Source organism: Rathayibacter sp. VKM Ac-2927, assembly GCF_022815525.1.
Classification (GTDB): domain Bacteria; phylum Actinomycetota; class Actinomycetes; order Actinomycetales; family Microbacteriaceae; genus Rathayibacter; species Rathayibacter festucae.
This window is the reverse complement of sequence record NZ_JALGRT010000007.1, coordinates 1-15,679: the sequence shown is the minus strand read 5'-3', so window position 1 is coordinate 15,679 and position 15,679 is coordinate 1. Positions and strand designations below refer to the sequence as shown.

Here is a 15,679-nt window from a genome sequence, read left to right as displayed (position 1 = left end):
GGCCTCGCCGCCCGAAAGCTCCCCTCCCCCGTCCCCACTTCCACGGGATAGCCGAGTCGAGGGCCGGATGCTGATCGCCTACGTCGACGAGTCGTACGACCAGAGCTACTACTTCATCGGTGCCGCCGTGACCTCGAAGGAGAACTGGGATCGGCTCGAACGGGATTACGAACGTCTCAGAGAGAGAGCGACGACCGAACACGGCATCGCGCCCGACGCGGAACTGCACGGACACGAACTGATGGGCGGATCCGGAGACTGGAAGCCCCTGCGGGGGAAGCATCGCGAAGCGGCGGACGTCTACGGTGCGGCACTCAAGATCGCTCAGCACGCCGGAGTTCAGTACCTCTTCCGCGGGGTCGACGTGCGGCGCCTGAACGCTCGCTACCAGCTCGAGCAGAAGCCTCACCCCGTCGTGCTGCAGCATCTCCTCGAGCGGATCGACGAGTACTGCCACAGATCCCTCTGCTCCGACTGGGAGAAGGTCCGGGTGGTCGCCGATGAGATCGCGACCCAGGACGATCACCGACGGGAGTTCGAGAGCTACCAGTTGCTCGGAACGCCCGGCTACCGCTCGAGCAGACTGGATCGGATATCGGCGCCCATTCGCTTCGCGTCGTCGAGAGTGACGGCCGGGCTGCAAGCCGTCGACCTGGCGGTGTATCTGCACCGACGGAGATTCACCGTGACCGAGCGGCATCCCGCGTCAGCGAGGACAGTGGCGCGACTGGGCGCGCTGATCGACGGGTCCACCGCCCACGCACGAGTCTGGACGCCGTGACGAGATCTCCACGCGAAACGACTGAAGCCCCGCAGAGCGGGGCTTCAGGCTGGCAACGTTCCGGCGGCCGGCCCGTTGTCCTTCGATGCTACATCCGGTTGCGAAGAAGACCAGCGCGCTGGCGCCGAACGAGTGCCCCCACTGGGACTCGAACCCAGACTGAGACGATTTTAAGTCGTCTGCCTCTGCCGATTGGGCTATGGGGGCGACCACCGGGCGGCGCGCTCTCGCGCACCACCCGACGGTGCTGTCAGGCCTTGGCGGGCTCGCCGCCCACGGTCACCGGCGCGCCGGCCGGGCCGGGGGTGCCGGCCGGAGCCGACTCGGCGGCCGGAGCGGCCGGACGGGGGCGCGACGCGTAGGTCTCGAAGGAGCCGCGCGGGTACTCGCGGGCCTCGATCGAGGCGATATCGCGGCCGAGCCAGAGGTTGTTCCACCAGCCCCAGACCACGCGGAACTTGCGCTCCCACGAGGGCATGGCGAGCCCGTGGTAGCCGCGGTGCATGACCCAGGCCGGGAAGCCCTTGATCGCGATCTTGCCGGACTGGAAGACGCCGATGCCGATGCCGAGACCGGCGACCGCTCCCGCGTTCTTGTGGAAGTAGTCCTTGGGCGCCTCGCCGCGGAGGACCGCGATGATGTTGGTCGCCATGAGCTTGCCCTGGCGGACGGCGTGCTGGGCGTTCGGCACGCAGAAGCCGCCGACGCCGCCGCCGGTGAGGTCGGGGACGGCCGACACGTCGCCGGCGCCCCAGGCGCCCTCGACGATGACGTCGTCGTGGCCCACGCGGAGGTCGGCGCGCACGCGCAGACGGCCGCGCTCCTCGATCGGGAGGTCGGAGTTCTTGATCGACGGGTTCGCCATGACGCCCGCGGTCCAGATGATCAGGTCGGACTCGAAGGTCTCGCCCGTCGACAGCTCGATGACGCCGCCCTCGGCGGACTTCAGCTGCGTGTCGAGGTGCACGGTGGCGCCGCGCTGGTCGAGGTTCTTGAGGACCCAGTGGCTCGTCTCGAGCGCGACCTCGGGCATGATCCGCCCCATCGCCTCGACGAGGTGGAACTTGGTCTCCTCGAAGTCGATCTCGGGGTAGCGCTTGAGCAGCGCGCTCGCGAACGAGCGCAGCTCGGCGAAGACCTCGATGCCGGCGAAGCCGCCGCCGACGACCGTGACCGTCAGCAGGCGCGAGCGCTCGGGGCCGGCCGGCAGGGTCGCGGCCTTGTCGAAGTTGGTGAGGATGCGGTCGCGGATCGCGGTCGCCTCCTCGATCGTCTTGAGGCCGATCGCGTTGTCGGCGACGCCCGGGATCGGGAAGGTGCGCGAGACGGAGCCCGCGGTGACGACGATCTGGTCGTAGACGAACTCGTAGGGCTCGCCGACCGTGGGGGTGATCGTCGCGGTCTTGGACGCGTGGTCGATCTTGGTGACCTTCGCGGCGAGGATCGCGGTCTTCTTGAGGTGGCGGCGCAGCGAGACGATCGCGTGGCGCGGCTCGATGGAGCCCGCGGCGACCTCGGGGAGGAAGGGCAGGTACGCCATGTAGGGCAGCGGGTCGACGATCGTGACCTCGGCCTCGTTGGCGCGGAGGTACTTCTCCAGCTTCCACGCGGTGTAGAAGCCGGCGTAGCCGCCTCCGACGATCAGGATTTTGGGCACGGTGAACACTCCAGAGGGATGGACAATGCGAACACCCTGCTACTCGCGAAGTGCCCGCTCTCGATGCGGGTGGCAGCACTGACCCCGACTGGGAATCAGCCTAGCGAACCGCGCGTCGAATCGCGTCGACCCGCCGGTCCGCGGAGTCTGTCAGACCTCGAGCGGCCGGCACTCGCAGCGCTCGGGCGACCAGTCGGCGCGGGCGAGCGCGAGGTCGCCGATCGGGTTCACTCCGGGACCCGCGGCGAGCGCGTGGCCGGCGAGGGCGTGCAGGCACTTCACGCGGGTCGGCATTCCGCCGGAGGAGATGCCGGCGATCTCGGGCACGACGGCGATGCTCTCGCGGTCGGCGAGGAAGGCGCGGTGGGCCGCCGCGTGCGCGTCGCGCAGCGCCTCGTCCTCGGCCAGGAGCGCGTTGTACTCGACCATGACCTGGGTCGCCTCGAGCTGCGAGATCGCGGCGGTCGCGGCGGGGTGGGTCAGGTAGTAGAAGGTGGGGAACGGCGTCCCGTCGCTCAGCCGCGGGCTGGTGGAGACCACCGTCGGGTTGCCGCAGACGCAGCGCGCGCTGATGCCGACCACGTCGCGGGCGGGGCGGCCCAGCTGGGCGGAGACGACGGCGATGTCGTGCTCGGTGGGCGGGTCGAACGGGGGCGTGGTCACGGAGGACTCCAGGGGGCGCGGGGACCGGAGGGAACTCTCCAGTGTAGGCGGCGGCCGGGCGAGGGGCCGGGGTCAGGGAGTGGGGGTGAGCTCCGCCGTCGTCGGGTCGCCGAGGCCGGAGACCGCGATCGAGGAGAGCAGCGAGCCCGCCCAGTCGCTCGGGGTCTTCTGCACCGAGTTCGACGCGGGCTGCGCGGCCTGCTGCGCGACGGCGATGTCGTCGAGGACGAGGTAGCTGACCTCCCCCGGCATCACGAAGTACAGGCGCTCGCGGGCCTGGGCGCGGATGAAGGCGGGGTCGGACCAGCGCACGCGCTGCTCGTCGAGGTTCTGCGACTGGGTCTTCGCCGCGTCGACGGAGCGCTGCAGCTCGGCGATCTCGGCGCGCTGCTCGACGAAGTTCTTCACGCTGGGCGCGAGGACGACGACGGCCAGGATCATTATGCCCATCACGAGCAGCGTGAAGCCGGAGCCGCGGACGCCCGCGACCCAGGCGGAGGACGGTGTGACAGGAGGCTGCTTCGCGCGCGGGGTGCGCGAGGCCTTCGGGGCCGACGCGGCGGGCTTCGCGCCGGGGCGCTTCGACGCGGCGGACGTCGCGCCGGCGGGCTTGGACGCCGGCTTCTTCGAGGCGGACGGCTTCGAGGCGCCCCGCTTCGAGGCGCTCGGCGTCGCGGCGGCGGGCTTCGACGCGGCGGGCTTCGAGGCGGCGGGCTTCGAGGCGGGCGAGTCCGGAGTCTCGGCAGCGGCCGGGCGGCGGGGCGCGCTCCCGGGTGCGGAGGGCCGGCGGGGCGGTCGGGCCATGGGCGGGTGCCTCCTCGAGTGGTGGAACGGATGAGGGCGGAACAGGAGCGGCCCCGGTGCCCGCACCGAGGTGCTGGGCTCCGGGGCCGCTCCGGCGGGGAGAGACTACGCGGTGAAGCGCGGGAAGGCGGAGCGACCCGCGTACGTCGCGGCGCCTCCCAGGATCTCCTCGATGCGCAGCAGCTGGTTGTACTTCGCGACGCGGTCCGAGCGCGCCGGGGCGCCGGTCTTGATCTGGCCGCCGTCCACCGCGACCGCCAGGTCGGCGATGGTGGTGTCCTCGGTCTCGCCGGAGCGGTGCGAGAGGATCGCGGTCATGCCGCTGCGCTGGGCGAGGGCCACCGCGTCGAGCGTCTCGGTGAGCGTGCCGATCTGGTTCACCTTGACCAGGATCGAGTTGCCGGCCTTCTCGGCGATGCCGCGGGCCAGGCGCACCGGGTTGGTGACGTAGAGGTCGTCGCCGACGAGCTGCACCTTGTCGCCGATCTCGGCGGTGAGGTGGGTCCAGCCGGCCCAGTCGTCCTCGTCCAGCGGGTCCTCGATGGAGACCAGCGGGTAGTTGGCGACGAGGTCGGCGTAGTACGCGGAGAGCTCCTCGGCCGAGAGCTTCTTGCCCTCGAAGGTGTACTTGCCGTCCTCGTAGAACTCGGAGGAGGCGACGTCGAGCGCGAGGCCGATGTCCTTGCCGGGGGTGAAGCCGGCGGCCTCGACGGCCTTGAGGATGAAGTCGAGCGCCTCGCGGTTGGTGGGCAGGTCGGGGGCGAAGCCGCCCTCGTCGCCCAGGCCCGTGGCGAAGCCGGCCTTCTTCAGCTGCGCCTTGAGCGCGTGGTAGATCTCGACGCCCCAGCGCAGGCCCTCGGAGAAGGACTCGGCGCCCAGCGGGACGGCCATGAACTCCTGGATGTCGACGCCGGTGTCGGCGTGCGCGCCGCCGTTGATGATGTTCATCAGCGGGACGGGCAGGGTGTGCGCGTTGGGGCCGCCGACGTAGCGGAAGAGGTCGAGGTCGGCCGACTGCGCGGCGGCCTTGGCGACCGCGAGGCTGACGCCGAGGATCGCGTTCGCGCCCAGGCGCGACTTGTTCTCGGTGCCGTCGAGCTCGATCAGCTCGGCGTCGACGAGGCGCTGGTCGGTGGCGTCGAAGCCCTCGATGGCCGGGCCGATCTCGTCGATGACGGCGTCGACGGCCTTCTGCACGCCCTTGCCGAGGTAGCGCTCGGCGTCGCCGTCGCGCAGCTCGTAGGCCTCGAAGGCGCCGGTGGAGGCACCGGAGGGGACGGCCGCTCGCGAGGACGCGCCGTCCTCGAGCAGGACCTCGACCTCGACCGTGGGGTTGCCACGGGAGTCCAGAATTTCTCGGGCGACGACTGCCTCGATAAGGGCCACAACTATCTCCTCTTGACGGGTGGGCTCCCGGAGGGCGGGAGCGGTCGGGAAGGAGTCTACTGACCGCCTCGGAACGGGAGGCGTCCGCGAGGCGTCGGTAGACTCCCAGGGCCCTGACGGCAGCCGCGCCTCACGGCCGCCGATCCGCTCCCGCCCCACCGGAGGACCCCGTGACCAGCACCGCCGCCGCCCTCGTCGAGCGCCTCACCGAGGTCGTCCCCGACTTCCCGAAGCCCGGCATCCTCTTCCGCGACCTCACGCCGGTCTTCGGCGACGGCGAGGCGCTGCGCGCGGTCGCCGACGCGCTGATCGAGCCGTACCGCGGCCGGATCGACGCGATCGCCGGGGTCGAGGCGCGCGGCTTCCTCCTCGCCGCGGCCGCCGCCTACTCCGCGGGCCTCGGAGTCGTGACGATCCGCAAGCCCGGCAAGCTGCCGCGGACCGTGCTGAGCGAGCAGGCCACGCTCGAGTACGGCAGCACTCAGCTCGAAGTGCACGAGGACGCGGTGCCGAAGGGCGCGCGCCTGCTGCTCGTCGACGACGTGCTCGCCACCGGCGGCACCCTCGACGCGAGCTGCCGCCTGATCGAGCGCGCAGGCTGGTCCCTCGAGGGCATCGCCGTCGTGATGGAGCTCGACGGCCTCGGCGGCCGCGACCTGCTATCCCCGCGCCGCATCGACGCGATCGTGACCGTCTGACCCGTCCCTCCCCGTCCCGCGAGATGCCACTTGTGCGCGCGACACGCCGTGTCGGGCGTGCACAAGTGGCATCTCGCGGAGGGGAGCAGACGTGCGTCAGGAGAGGGAGAGGGACATCCGGGACAGGACGAAGGTCTCGATGACCTGGACGACCATGTAGAGGATCAGCGAGACGCCGGTCACGAGGACGACGGCCGACCAGATGTCGTCGAAGCGGGCCTGCGCGGTCCAGCCGGCGATGCCGCCGCCGATGCCGTCGCCGGTGGAGAGCCACTCGGCCAGCAGCGCGCCGGTGATCGCTCCGGGGACGGAGACGCGGATCGCCGCGAAGAGCGAGGGCAGCGCGCCGGGGATGGCGACCTTGCGGATCGCCGTGAGCGTGGATCCGCCGTAGACCGAGACGACGTCGAGCATCTGCGGCGAGGCGTTGTTGAGGCCGAACGCGATCGTGACCAGCGCCGGGAAGAGCACGACGATGCCGCCGACCACGGCGACCGAGGCGACCGTCCCCTGGCCGAAGACCAGGATGATCAGCGGCGTCATCGCGATCAGCGGGACCGAGCGCAGCAGCAGCGCGAACGGCATCAGTGCGTGCTCGACGCCCTTGGACAGCCGGAAGAGGATCGCGACCAGGATCGCGACGATCAGGCCGGCCGCGAAGCCGATGAACGAGTCGACCATGGTGACGGCGAAGAGCCCGCCCAGCTCGGCGCGGTTCTCGGCCGCCGACTCGTCGGTGACCAGGTGCGCCCAGACGTCCCACGGGCCCTTGATCACGTACGGCGAGACGCCGCTGAAGAGGATCACGCCGATCCAGATCGCGAGGACGATCGCGACGGTCGACAGCGCGATCAGGAGGCTCTTGCGCAGGCTCTTCAGCGTGGCGCCGAGGGCGGCGCTGCGCAGCTGACGGCGGAGCTCGTCGACCGCGATGATCTGCGTCGGGCTCGACTGCTCGGTGCGGTCGGGGATCGTGGAGGTCATGTCATGCCCGCTTTCCGGAGGACCACGGGGCGACGAGGCGCCCGATCAGGCCGACGAGGCCGTAGCCGATCAGCGCCACGGCCGCGCAGAGGAGGAAGAGCGCCCAGACGCGCGGCGAGTTCAGCGAGACCTGCGCCGCGACCAGGATCGGCCCGACCCCGGTCTCGATCTTGCCGAAGTACTCCCCCAGGATCGCGCCGAGGAACGCCGCGGGAACGGCGATCTGCAGCGCGGAGAGGATGTTCGGCAGCGCCGCGATGGCGCGGACCTTCCGGAGCTGGGTGAACTTCGTGCCCCCGTAGACGGTGACGACGTCGAGCGAGGCCTTGTCGGCCGCCTTGAGGCCGAGCAGGCTGCCGACGACGGTGGTGAAGAAGACCGAGAGCCCGGCGAGGAAGATCGCGGTGTCGCTCGGCCGCCCCGGCGCGTCGGAGCCGCCGAGGATGAGGAGCACGAGCGTCCCGATCGCGACGATCGGCACGCAGTAGGTGACGACCGCAAGCTGGGAGACGATCCCCTCCAGCCACGGCACGATCAGGACGAGCGCGGAGAGCACCAGGGCGATGAGGTTGCCCCAGAAGTAGCCGACCGCGGCCTCGCCGATCGTCACCGAGAAGTTGGCCCAGTAGAACGCGGGCCCGTCCTCGGCGATCGTCTGCGCGACCTGGATCGGCGTGGGGACCGGGGCGTAGGTCGTGCCGCCGGTGGGGGCGGTGACCAGGGCGATCAGCCACCAGACGGCGATGATGCCGACGATGCCGATCAGCCCGGAGGCCCAGGGTGGGAGGGAGCGCGAGCGGCGCTCGGTCGGCGGGACGGGGGCGGGGAGCAGGGTGGCCACGGGGCGCCTCAGTGGTCGTCGGCGGCCGCGCCGCCGTCGCCGAACAGCAGCTCGGACGCCTGGTCGACGTAGGCGTGGAACTCGGGGGTGCGCTGCATCTCCGGCGTGCGCGGGCGGGGCAGGTCGATCTCGATGATCTCCTTGACCCGGCCGGGCCGCGGGCTCATCACGGCGACCTGGTCCGAGAGGAAGATCGCCTCCGAGATGCCGTGGGTGACGAGGAGGGTCGTGGCCGGCTTCTCGGTCCAGATCCGCAGCAGCTCGAGGTTGAGCTTCTGCCGCGTCATGTCGTCGAGCGCACCGAACGGCTCGTCCAGCAGCAGCACCTCGGGCTTGAGGATGAGGCAGCGGGCGATCGAGACGCGCTGGCGCATGCCGCCGGAGAGCTGCGCCGGCTTGGCCTTCTCGAAGCCGCGCAGGCCCACGAGGTCGATCAGCTCGTCGATGTAGGACTGGTCCACCGACTTGCCCGCGATCTCGAACGGGAGGCGGATGTTCGACATCACGCTGCGCCAGGGCAGGAGCGCGTGGTCCTGGAAGGCGATGCCGAGCTTGTTGTCGCGGCGCAGCTCCTTGGGCGTGCGGCCGTCCACCCGGATGGAGCCCGAGGTGGGCTCCTCCAGCCCCGCGAGGATCCGCAGGATGGTGGACTTGCCGCAGCCCGAGGGGCCGAGGAGCGCGAGGAAGCTGCCCTGGTCGGTGTGCAGATCGGTGTCCTGCAGCGCGGTGACGCTGCGAGAGCCCATCCGGAACGTCTTCGACAGGCCGTGGATCTGGATGCCGGTGCCGCCGGCACCCTGCTCGCGCAGAGTGCCGGCGTCGGTCGTGTCGGTCACGAGTGGTGCCCTCCGTGGTGCTGCATGTGTGGTGGAGCTGTTCCGGTCGCCGCGGTCAGGCGGCGTACTTGACGAGGTCGGGGTTCTCCTCGTAGACCTCGGCGAGGAGGCTCATGTCGAAGAGGTCGGCGGCGTCGACCTCGATGCCGGCGCCCGAGAGCGACGCGAGCGTCTCCTCCTGGAGGCTGTCCGAGATCGTGAAGAGGCCGTTCGCGACGGTCTCGTCCGAGACGACGAGCTCCTCGGACTGGATGGTGGAGCCCTTCTTGGAGGACTCCTCGTCGAGGCCGAGGTCCTTGCCGTAGGTCTCGAGGGCGAGCATCGCGCCGGCCTCCGGGTCGTTGACCGCGTCGGTCCAGCCCTTGATCTCGGCGACGAGGAACGCCTTGAGCGCTTCGCGCTTCTCGGAGATGGCCTGGTCGGTGACGGTGAAGGTCTCGGCGACGAACGGGAGGCCGTTGTCGGCGAAGGGCAGGTTGACGACCTCGTAGCCCTCGGCGGCGACGGTGATCGCCTCGTTGGTCAGGTAGGCGATGAAGCCGTCGACGGTGCCGTTGATCAGGACCGAGGGGTCGTACTCGACCGGGACGACGGTGACGTCGGACTCGGCGAGGCCGTTCGCCTTCAGCAGCGCCTGGAAGAGCGAGGTGTTCGACGCCTGGACGCCGATCTTCTTGCCGGCGAGGTCGGCGGGGGTGGCGATGTTGCCGGCGGTCGCGATCGAGAGGACCGTGAACGGGTTCTTCTGGTAGGTCGCGCCGATGATCTTGAGCGGCGCCTTCTCATTGGCGACGACGGTGCCGACCGAGACGGCGTCGCTGAGCGCGACGTCGGCCGAGCCGGACAGCAGCTCGGCGGTGCCGGTCGAGGGGCCCGCGGTCAGCGTGACGCCGGAGAGGCCGGCCTCGGTGTAGTAGCCCTTGGAGTCGGCGAAGAACTCGCCCGCGAACTCCTCGTTCTTGATCCAGGAGAGCTGGACCTTCAGGGTGCCGAGGTCGCCGCCGTCCTCGGCCGAGGCGCCGGAGGAGTCGGAGGCGCAGGAGGCGAGGACGGAGACGCCGCCGAGGGCGAGACCGGCGACGCCGGCCATGCGCAGGACGCTGCGGCGGTCGAAGGTCTGCGAGGTGCGGAAGGGCGACAGGGGCAAGGGGGACTCCTCGGGTAAGGCGGTGGAAGCTGCTGTGGTGCGCGGTTGGCGACGGGTGCCCCACGGGGCGCGCCAAGCCGCGCCGATCGGGGTGCCTCGACGCTATCCTCGGGAGATTTCTCCGGTGTGTCCGCAGATTTCGCGGGTATTAAGGGTCTCACGGATCCGACAACGATCCGACCGCTCCGCCCGTCCCTCCCGGCGGATCGGCTGAGGCCCCTCTCAGCTCAGCCGAGCGGCTTGAAGGCGAGATCCGCGGCCGCTGCGGCGTCGCGGGGCACGAGTGCGAAGCGCGTGAATCCGGCGGCGGCGGCCCGGTCGAGCAGCGGCGTGAGGTTCTTCGCGCGGCGCTCCAGCCGCACGCGGGAGCCGCCGACGATCAGCTCCTGCTTGAGCGCGAGCAGCACCTCCGGGGCCGCGTCGCGCTCGTGCACGAGGACGACCGCGTCCGGCCGCTCGTCCAGCGGCACGTCGATCAGCTCGACGATCCGCTCGAAGCCGATGGAGAAGCCGCAGGCCGGCACGTCCTGGCCGAGGAAGCGCCCGATCATGCCGTCGTAGCGGCCGCCGCCGCCGACGGACGAGCCGGAGGAGGGGTGCGCGATCTCGAAGATGGTGCCGGTGTAGTAGCCCATCCCGCGCACGAGCGTGGGGTCGAAGCGGAGCGAGACGCCGGTCGGCAGCGACCGCAGCGACCGGGCGAGCGTCTCGAGCGCGAGCACCGCCTCCGGGTCGATGCCCTCGGGCAGCACGCCGAGGATCGCGGACTGCTCGAGCGCCACTCCCCCGGCCGCGACGGCCGCCTCGATGCGGGCGAGGTAGCCGCCGAGCACGGCCGCGGCGTCCGGACCGTCGGCCTCGAGCTCGGCGACGACTCCGCTCGCCCCGATCTTGTCGAGCTTGTCGATCGAGATCAGGGCGGGGCCGAAGCGCTCGGGGGCGAAGCCGCAGTGCTCGAGGATGCCGGTGAGGATCCGGCGGTCGTTGATCCGGATCGTGCAGTCGCGCAGGCCCAGCGTGTCGAGGGCGGCGGCCGTCGCGGTGATCAGCTCGACCTCGGCCAGCTGCCCCGGCTCGCCGATGATGTCGATGTCGCACTGGACGAACTGGCGGTAGCGGCCCTTCTGCGGGCGCTCCGCGCGCCAGACCGGTGCGATCTGGACCGAGCGGAAGACGGTCGGCAGCTCGGCGCGGTGGCTGGCGTAGAAGCGGGCGAGCGGCACGGTGAGGTCGAAGCGGAGGCCGAGGTCGGCGAGGCCCGAGGCGTCGTCCGCCGCGGCCGCCGCCGCGAGGTCGTCGTGCGAGAGCCCGCGGCGCAGCACGCTGAAGGCGAGCTTCTCGTTGTCGCCGCCGAGGCCGGAGTGCAGGCGCTCGAAGTCCTCGACCACCGGGGTCTCGATCTCGTCGAAGCCGTGCGCCGCGTAGACCCGGCGGATCACTCCGAGCGCGTGCTCGCGCTTCGCCTTGTCGGCCGGGAGGAAGTCGCGCATGCCGCGGGGCGGGGTGATCGCAGAAGCCATGCGGCGATTCTCCCAGACCGTCGACCGGTGTTCTCCGGCCCTCCGCGCCGCCGGCGTCCGGCCGGTCGGGGGTGTCGGCTAGGCTCGCGGCGCTCGCGCGGTCAGGGGGATCGCCGCGGACCGACGAGGGGGACTCGATGGACACGCACGCTGATGCCGGCATCGTCGCGGAGGGGGTGTCGCGGGCGTTCGGGCCGGTGCACGCCGTGCGCGACGCCAGCTTCGAGGCCCGGCCCGGGGAGGTCACCGCGCTGATCGGTCCCAACGGCGCGGGCAAGACGACGCTGATGCTGCTGCTCGCGACGCTGCTGCGCCCCGACGCGGGGCGGCTCCGCGTCGCCGGGCACGACCCGGTCGAGGAGCCCGCCGCGGTGCGGGCCGCGCTCGGCTGGATGCCCGACGTCCTCGGCTCCTGGGCGAGCCTGACCTGCCGGGAGACCCTCCGGACGACCGGGCAGCTGTACGGGCTGCCGCGCCCGGACGCCGAGGCCCGCGCCGACGAGCTCCTCGGGCTCGTCGACCTGATCGAGTTCGGCGACCGGCCCACCCGTGTGCTCTCGCGCGGGCAGAAGCAGCGGCTGAGCCTTGCGCGCGCGCTCGTGCACGACCCGTCGGTGCTGGTGCTCGACGAGCCTGCCTCGGGGCTCGATCCCGGCGCGCGGATCGCGCTGCGCGACCTCGTGCTGCGGCTCGCCGGCGAGGGGCGCACGGTGATGGTCTCGAGTCACGTGCTCTCCGAGCTCGACGAGATGGCGACCGCGGCGGTCTACCTCGACGGCGGGGTGACGGCCTCGCAGGAGGCGGTCGCGCGCGCGTCGCGGGCACTGCGGGCCTGGCGGATCGACGCGGTGCGGCCGCGCGGGGCGGAGCTCGCCGAGGTCGTCGAGCGGCTGACGGGCGTGCCGGTCCGAGTGGAGCGCGACGCGGCCCTCGTGCCGGTCGTCGACGATGCGGCGGCGGCCGAGCTGCTCTCGCGGCTGGTGTCGGCCGGGGTCGCGGTCAGCCGCTTCGCGCCGGCGGTGGGCGAGCTGGAGCACACCTTCTCGGACCTGACCCGCTCGGCCGGGGAGCCGGGGAGTGCCACGGGGCCTGGCCGGCCCGCGGAACCGAGCACCGAGAACGAGGAGGAGGCCCGATGATCACCGAGACCACCGCCCGGCCGCTGCCGTTCCTGCAGGGCGTCGGCATCGTCCTCCGCCTCGAGCTCGCCCAGCGGGTGCGCGGGACCTCGTCCTTCGTCCTGCTCGGGCTGTTCTTCCTGCTGGTCGGCGCGGTCACCGGACTGCTGGTCGTCGCGACCGGCGTCTTCTCGGGCAGCGGCGCCGTCGTAGGCGGCTTCCTCTACTCGACCCTCGTCTACTTCGTGCTGCTGCTGGGCAGCCTGGTGACGCCCGCGCTCTCCGGCACGGCCGTGAACGGCGACCGCGACGCGGGGACCCTCGCGACGACGCAGGTCACCCTCGTGACCACGGCGCAGCTCGTGCTCGGCAAGTTCGTCTCGGCCTGGCTGGTCGCGCTGGCGTTCCTCGCGAGCACCGTGCCGTTCCTGCTCGTCGCCGTCGGGGTCGGCGGGGTGTCGCTCGCCTCCGCGTCGGTCTCGGTGCTCGTGCTCGCGGTGCAGCTGGGCGTCGTCGCGGCGATCGGAGTGGGTCTCAGCGGGATCCTCGACCGGCCGCTGATGTCGGTCGTCACCACCTACCTGGTGGTCGCGGCGATGAGCGTCGGGTCGCTGATCGCGTTCGGGCTGCTGACGGCCGTCACGACCACGGAGCAGCAGACCGTCTTCGTCGACGACGACGAGGGGATCTGCGGACCGGACTACGAGACGCAGGTGGCGCGGGCCGACTACTACTGGGGGCTGCTCGCGCTGAACCCGTTCGTGGTGCTGGCCGACGCCGTCCCACCGCAGCTCGACGAGTACGGCTCGCCGGAGGACCTGTTCACCGGGCTCTCGCTGCTGGTGCGGCAGGCGCAGATCGCGCCGGAGCCGGTCGTCGAGCTCTCCTGCTCCGGCTACACCGGCTCGACGCGGCCGAGTACTCCGGAGGAGGTCTTCGACGCGACCGTCCCGTCCTGGTTCGTCGGTCTGACGCTGCAGCTGGTGCTCGCGGTCGGCCTGCTGCTCGGCGCGATCCGCCGCACGGCGACGCCGGCGGCACGCCTGCCCCGCGGGCGCCGCGTCGCCTGACGGTCGGCCTTCCTGCTGATCGAGCGGCCCGCGCAGCGGGCCAGCCATGCTGATCGAGTAGCCCGCGCAGCGGGCGTATCGAGATCCACCGCTCTGGAGACGTGAGGTCTCGATACGCCGCTCCGCGGCTACTCGACCAGCATGGATCTCGCCGCACTGCGCAGAGCCCACCACCTCTGCTGATCGAGTAGCCCGCGGAGCGGGCCTATCGAGATCCCCGTGATCAGCACTCGAGGCGACAGCTACCCCTCCCGGCGCTCCCGCTCCACCGCGCGGATCTCGTCCTGCAGGTCGCGCGTCGCCGTCCGCAGCGCGCGCTCGGCGTCGAGCCCCTGCGCCCGGGCCGACGCGACGATCGCGAGCAGCAGCGGGCCGAGGTCCTCCTCCGACTCGATCGGCAGCGGCCCCTCCCCCGCGTCGACGATGCCGAGCGTGGTGGCCTTGCCGATCACCTTGTCGGCCAGCGCGAGAGCCGGCATGCCCTGCGGGATCCCGTCGAGCACGCTCGTCCGGTGCGGCTTCTCGGTCTTCTTCAGCTCGTCCCAGACGGCGATGACGTCATCGGCGGTCTCCGCGGTCGCGTCGCCGAAGACGTGCGGGTGGCGGCCGATCATCTTCGCGTTCATGTGCGCCGCGACGTCCTCGATCGTGAACGGCTCCGGGCCGTCGGCGGCCAGGTCGGAGTGGAAGAGCACCTGGTAGAGCACGTCGCCGAGCTCCTCGATCAGGTCGGCCCGGTCGCCGGCCTCGATCGCGTCGACCAGCTCGTGCGACTCCTCGATCAGGTAGCGCACGAGCGACTCGTGGGTCTGCTCGGCGTCCCACGGGCAGCCGCCCGGGGCGCGGAGGACGTGGACGGTGCGGATGAGCTCGTCGAGCCGGGGATGCGCGGTCACCGGGCCATCCTCGCATCCGGGTCCGTGGCGTGACCCGCGGAGCCGGGCGGGCGGGCGTCGTCGCGGGCCGCACATCCGCCGGTCATCGGCGCGTAACACGCGCCGACTACGGTGACCGCGGGGCGCGACCGCGGCCCGGAACAGGAACGCCACCGTGACCCTCACGCCTCCCGCCACCGGCACCGCCCTCGATCGCGGAGCGCCGCCGAGCGCCGAGCTGCACATCCACATCGAGGGGACGATCGAGCCCGAGCACATCGTCGAGATGGCGCGCCGCAACGGCATCGCACTGCCGACCGAGGACCTCGACGCCCTGCGCGCGCGCTATGCCTTCCAGGACCTCGCCTCGTTCCTCGAGCTGCACTACTCGAACCTCACGGTCCTGAAGACGGAGCGCGACTTCTTCGAGCTGGCCACCGGCTATCTCGATCGCGCGAAGCTCGCGAACGTCCGCCGCGCCGAGATCTTCTTCGATCCGCAGACGCACCTCGGCAACGGCGTGCCGCTCGACGTCGTGATGGCCGGGTTCACCCGCGCGCTGGGGCGGAGCGAGGAGACGCACGGCATCTCGACCGACCTGATCATGTGCTTCCTGCGCGACCTCGGCGCCGACGCGGCGGACGAGATGCTGACCGCGATCCTCCCCTACCGCGAGCACATCATCGGGGTCGGGCTCGACTCGAACGAGGTCGGCTTCGGGCCGGAGCTCTTCATCGACGTCTATGCGCGGGCCGCGGCGGAGGGCCTGCACCTGGTCGCGCACGCGGGCGAGGAGGGCGGTCCGGAGACGGTCGCCGAGACCCTCGAGATGCTGAAGGTGGAGCGGATCGACCACGGCATCCGCGCGATGGAGGACCCGGCGGTCGTCGCGATGCTCCGCGTGCAGGGCGTGCCGATCACGGTCTGCCCGCTCTCGAACGTGGCGCTGCGCGCCGTCGACACGATGAAGGACCACCCGCTGCCGGCGATGCTCGACGCGGGGCTGATCGTCACCGTCTCGAGCGACGACCCGCCCTACTTCGGCGGCTACGTCGACGCGAACTACCGCGCGCTGGTCGAGGAGCTCGGGATGGACGACGCGCAACTGGAGCGCCTCGCCCTCAACTCCTTCGACGCCGCCTTCATCTCCGACGAGGACCGCACCCGCTGGCAGGCCGAGGTCCGCGCCCACTTCGCGTCCTGATCCCCGCCGCGAGATGCCACTTGTGCACGCGACACGCCGGGAAAGGCGTGCACAAGTGGTATCTCGCGGGGAGGGCTAGCCCTCGGGGTGCGGGG

The 15,679-nt window shown here is 71.5% G+C and carries 16 protein-coding genes and 1 tRNA gene; 6 read left to right on the top strand and 11 right to left on the bottom strand.

The genetic code is table 11. From position 1 onward, the window contains the following. Positions 1-67: 67 nt before the first annotated feature. Positions 68-781, top strand: coding sequence for a DUF3800 domain-containing protein (locus MT353_RS17985; protein WP_243616395.1), 714 nt, complete (start codon positions 68-70; stop codon positions 779-781). 133 nt (positions 782-914) lie between these two features. Here the strand turns inward: MT353_RS17985 and MT353_RS17980 are convergent. The 4 genes from MT353_RS17980 to MT353_RS17965 all read right to left on the bottom strand — a co-directional run bounded on the left by MT353_RS17980 (position 915) and on the right by MT353_RS17965 (position 3,551). Continuing rightward, positions 915-988: transfer RNA gene (locus MT353_RS17980), tRNA-Leu, on the bottom strand. A gap of 43 nt (positions 989-1,031) precedes the next feature. Further along, positions 1,032-2,438 carry an NAD(P)/FAD-dependent oxidoreductase gene (locus tag MT353_RS17975; protein ID WP_123705592.1) on the bottom strand — a complete coding sequence of 469 codons (1,407 nt, stop codon included), beginning with the start codon at positions 2,436-2,438 and terminating at the stop codon, positions 1,032-1,034. 150 nt (positions 2,439-2,588) lie between these two features. Next, entirely contained in the window at positions 2,589-3,101 is a 513-nt protein-coding gene (locus MT353_RS17970) for a DUF501 domain-containing protein (protein ID WP_123734084.1), read from the bottom strand. A 72-nt stretch (positions 3,102-3,173) separates the two neighbouring features. Next, a complete protein-coding gene (locus tag MT353_RS17965) occupies positions 3,174-3,551 on the bottom strand; it encodes a septum formation initiator family protein (protein WP_123447611.1) in 378 nt (125 codons plus the stop codon). On the opposite strand from MT353_RS17965, the gene MT353_RS17960 reads away from it, so the two are divergent. Continuing rightward, a complete protein-coding gene (locus MT353_RS17960) occupies positions 3,544-3,939 on the top strand; it encodes a hypothetical protein (RefSeq protein ID WP_243616397.1) in 396 nt (131 codons plus the stop codon). The genes MT353_RS17965 and MT353_RS17960 overlap by 8 nt on opposite strands. A 71-nt stretch (positions 3,940-4,010) precedes the next feature. Here the strand turns inward: MT353_RS17960 and eno are convergent, their stop codons facing one another. Further along, positions 4,011-5,291 (bottom strand): phosphopyruvate hydratase, encoded by a 1,281-nt coding sequence (eno, locus tag MT353_RS17955; RefSeq protein WP_123447613.1) that lies wholly within the window; start codon positions 5,289-5,291, stop codon positions 4,011-4,013. Positions 5,292-5,461: 170 nt separating this feature from the next. Between eno and MT353_RS17950 the strand changes: the two genes are divergently transcribed. After that, complete coding sequence (locus MT353_RS17950) at positions 5,462-5,989, top strand: adenine phosphoribosyltransferase (protein ID WP_132437731.1); 528 nt, start codon at positions 5,462-5,464, stop codon at positions 5,987-5,989. 96 nt (positions 5,990-6,085) lie between these two features. On the opposite strand, the gene MT353_RS17945 is transcribed toward MT353_RS17950, so the two are convergent. The 5 genes from MT353_RS17945 to hisS all read right to left on the bottom strand — a co-directional run bounded on the left by MT353_RS17945 (position 6,086) and on the right by hisS (position 11,317). Further along, on the bottom strand, positions 6,086-6,973 hold the full coding sequence (locus MT353_RS17945) for an ABC transporter permease (RefSeq protein ID WP_208110631.1): 888 nt from the start codon (positions 6,971-6,973) through the stop codon (positions 6,086-6,088). A 1-nt stretch (position 6,974) separates the two neighbouring features. After that, positions 6,975-7,814: an ABC transporter permease gene (locus MT353_RS17940; protein ID WP_243582213.1), complete on the bottom strand. Its 840-nt coding sequence runs from the start codon at positions 7,812-7,814 to the stop codon at positions 6,975-6,977. Positions 7,815-7,822: 8 nt separating this feature from the next. Then, positions 7,823-8,560, bottom strand: a complete 738-nt coding sequence (locus MT353_RS17935; protein ID WP_123705595.1) for an ABC transporter ATP-binding protein — start codon at positions 8,558-8,560, stop codon at positions 7,823-7,825. Positions 8,561-8,705: 145 nt separating this feature from the next. Next, a complete protein-coding gene (locus MT353_RS17930) occupies positions 8,706-9,797 on the bottom strand; it encodes an ABC transporter substrate-binding protein (RefSeq protein ID WP_243598509.1) in 1,092 nt (363 codons plus the stop codon). A 227-nt stretch (positions 9,798-10,024) separates the two neighbouring features. Next, a complete protein-coding gene (gene hisS / locus MT353_RS17925; protein ID WP_243616398.1) occupies positions 10,025-11,317 on the bottom strand; it encodes a histidine--tRNA ligase in 1,293 nt (430 codons plus the stop codon). A gap of 137 nt (positions 11,318-11,454) precedes the next feature. Here hisS and MT353_RS17920 point away from each other — a divergent pair, with 137 nt between their 5' ends. Continuing rightward, positions 11,455-12,456, top strand: coding sequence for an ABC transporter ATP-binding protein (locus MT353_RS17920; protein ID WP_243625502.1), 1,002 nt, complete (start codon positions 11,455-11,457; stop codon positions 12,454-12,456). After that, the gene (locus MT353_RS17915; RefSeq protein ID WP_243625501.1) at positions 12,453-13,505 is read left to right on the top strand and encodes an ABC transporter permease; all 1,053 of its coding nucleotides are present in this window, start codon (positions 12,453-12,455) and stop codon (positions 13,503-13,505) included. The genes MT353_RS17920 and MT353_RS17915 overlap by 4 nt, the downstream gene beginning before the upstream one ends. Before the next feature lie 242 nt (positions 13,506-13,747). Here MT353_RS17915 and MT353_RS17910 read toward each other — a convergent pair whose 3' ends face one another. After that, positions 13,748-14,401, bottom strand: a complete 654-nt coding sequence (locus MT353_RS17910) for a MazG family protein (protein ID WP_243625500.1) — start codon at positions 14,399-14,401, stop codon at positions 13,748-13,750. Positions 14,402-14,555: 154 nt separating this feature from the next. Here MT353_RS17910 and MT353_RS17905 point away from each other — a divergent pair, with 154 nt between their 5' ends. Further along, complete coding sequence (locus MT353_RS17905; RefSeq protein ID WP_243625499.1) at positions 14,556-15,584, top strand: adenosine deaminase; 1,029 nt, start codon at positions 14,556-14,558, stop codon at positions 15,582-15,584. Positions 15,585-15,679 lie beyond the last annotated feature (95 nt).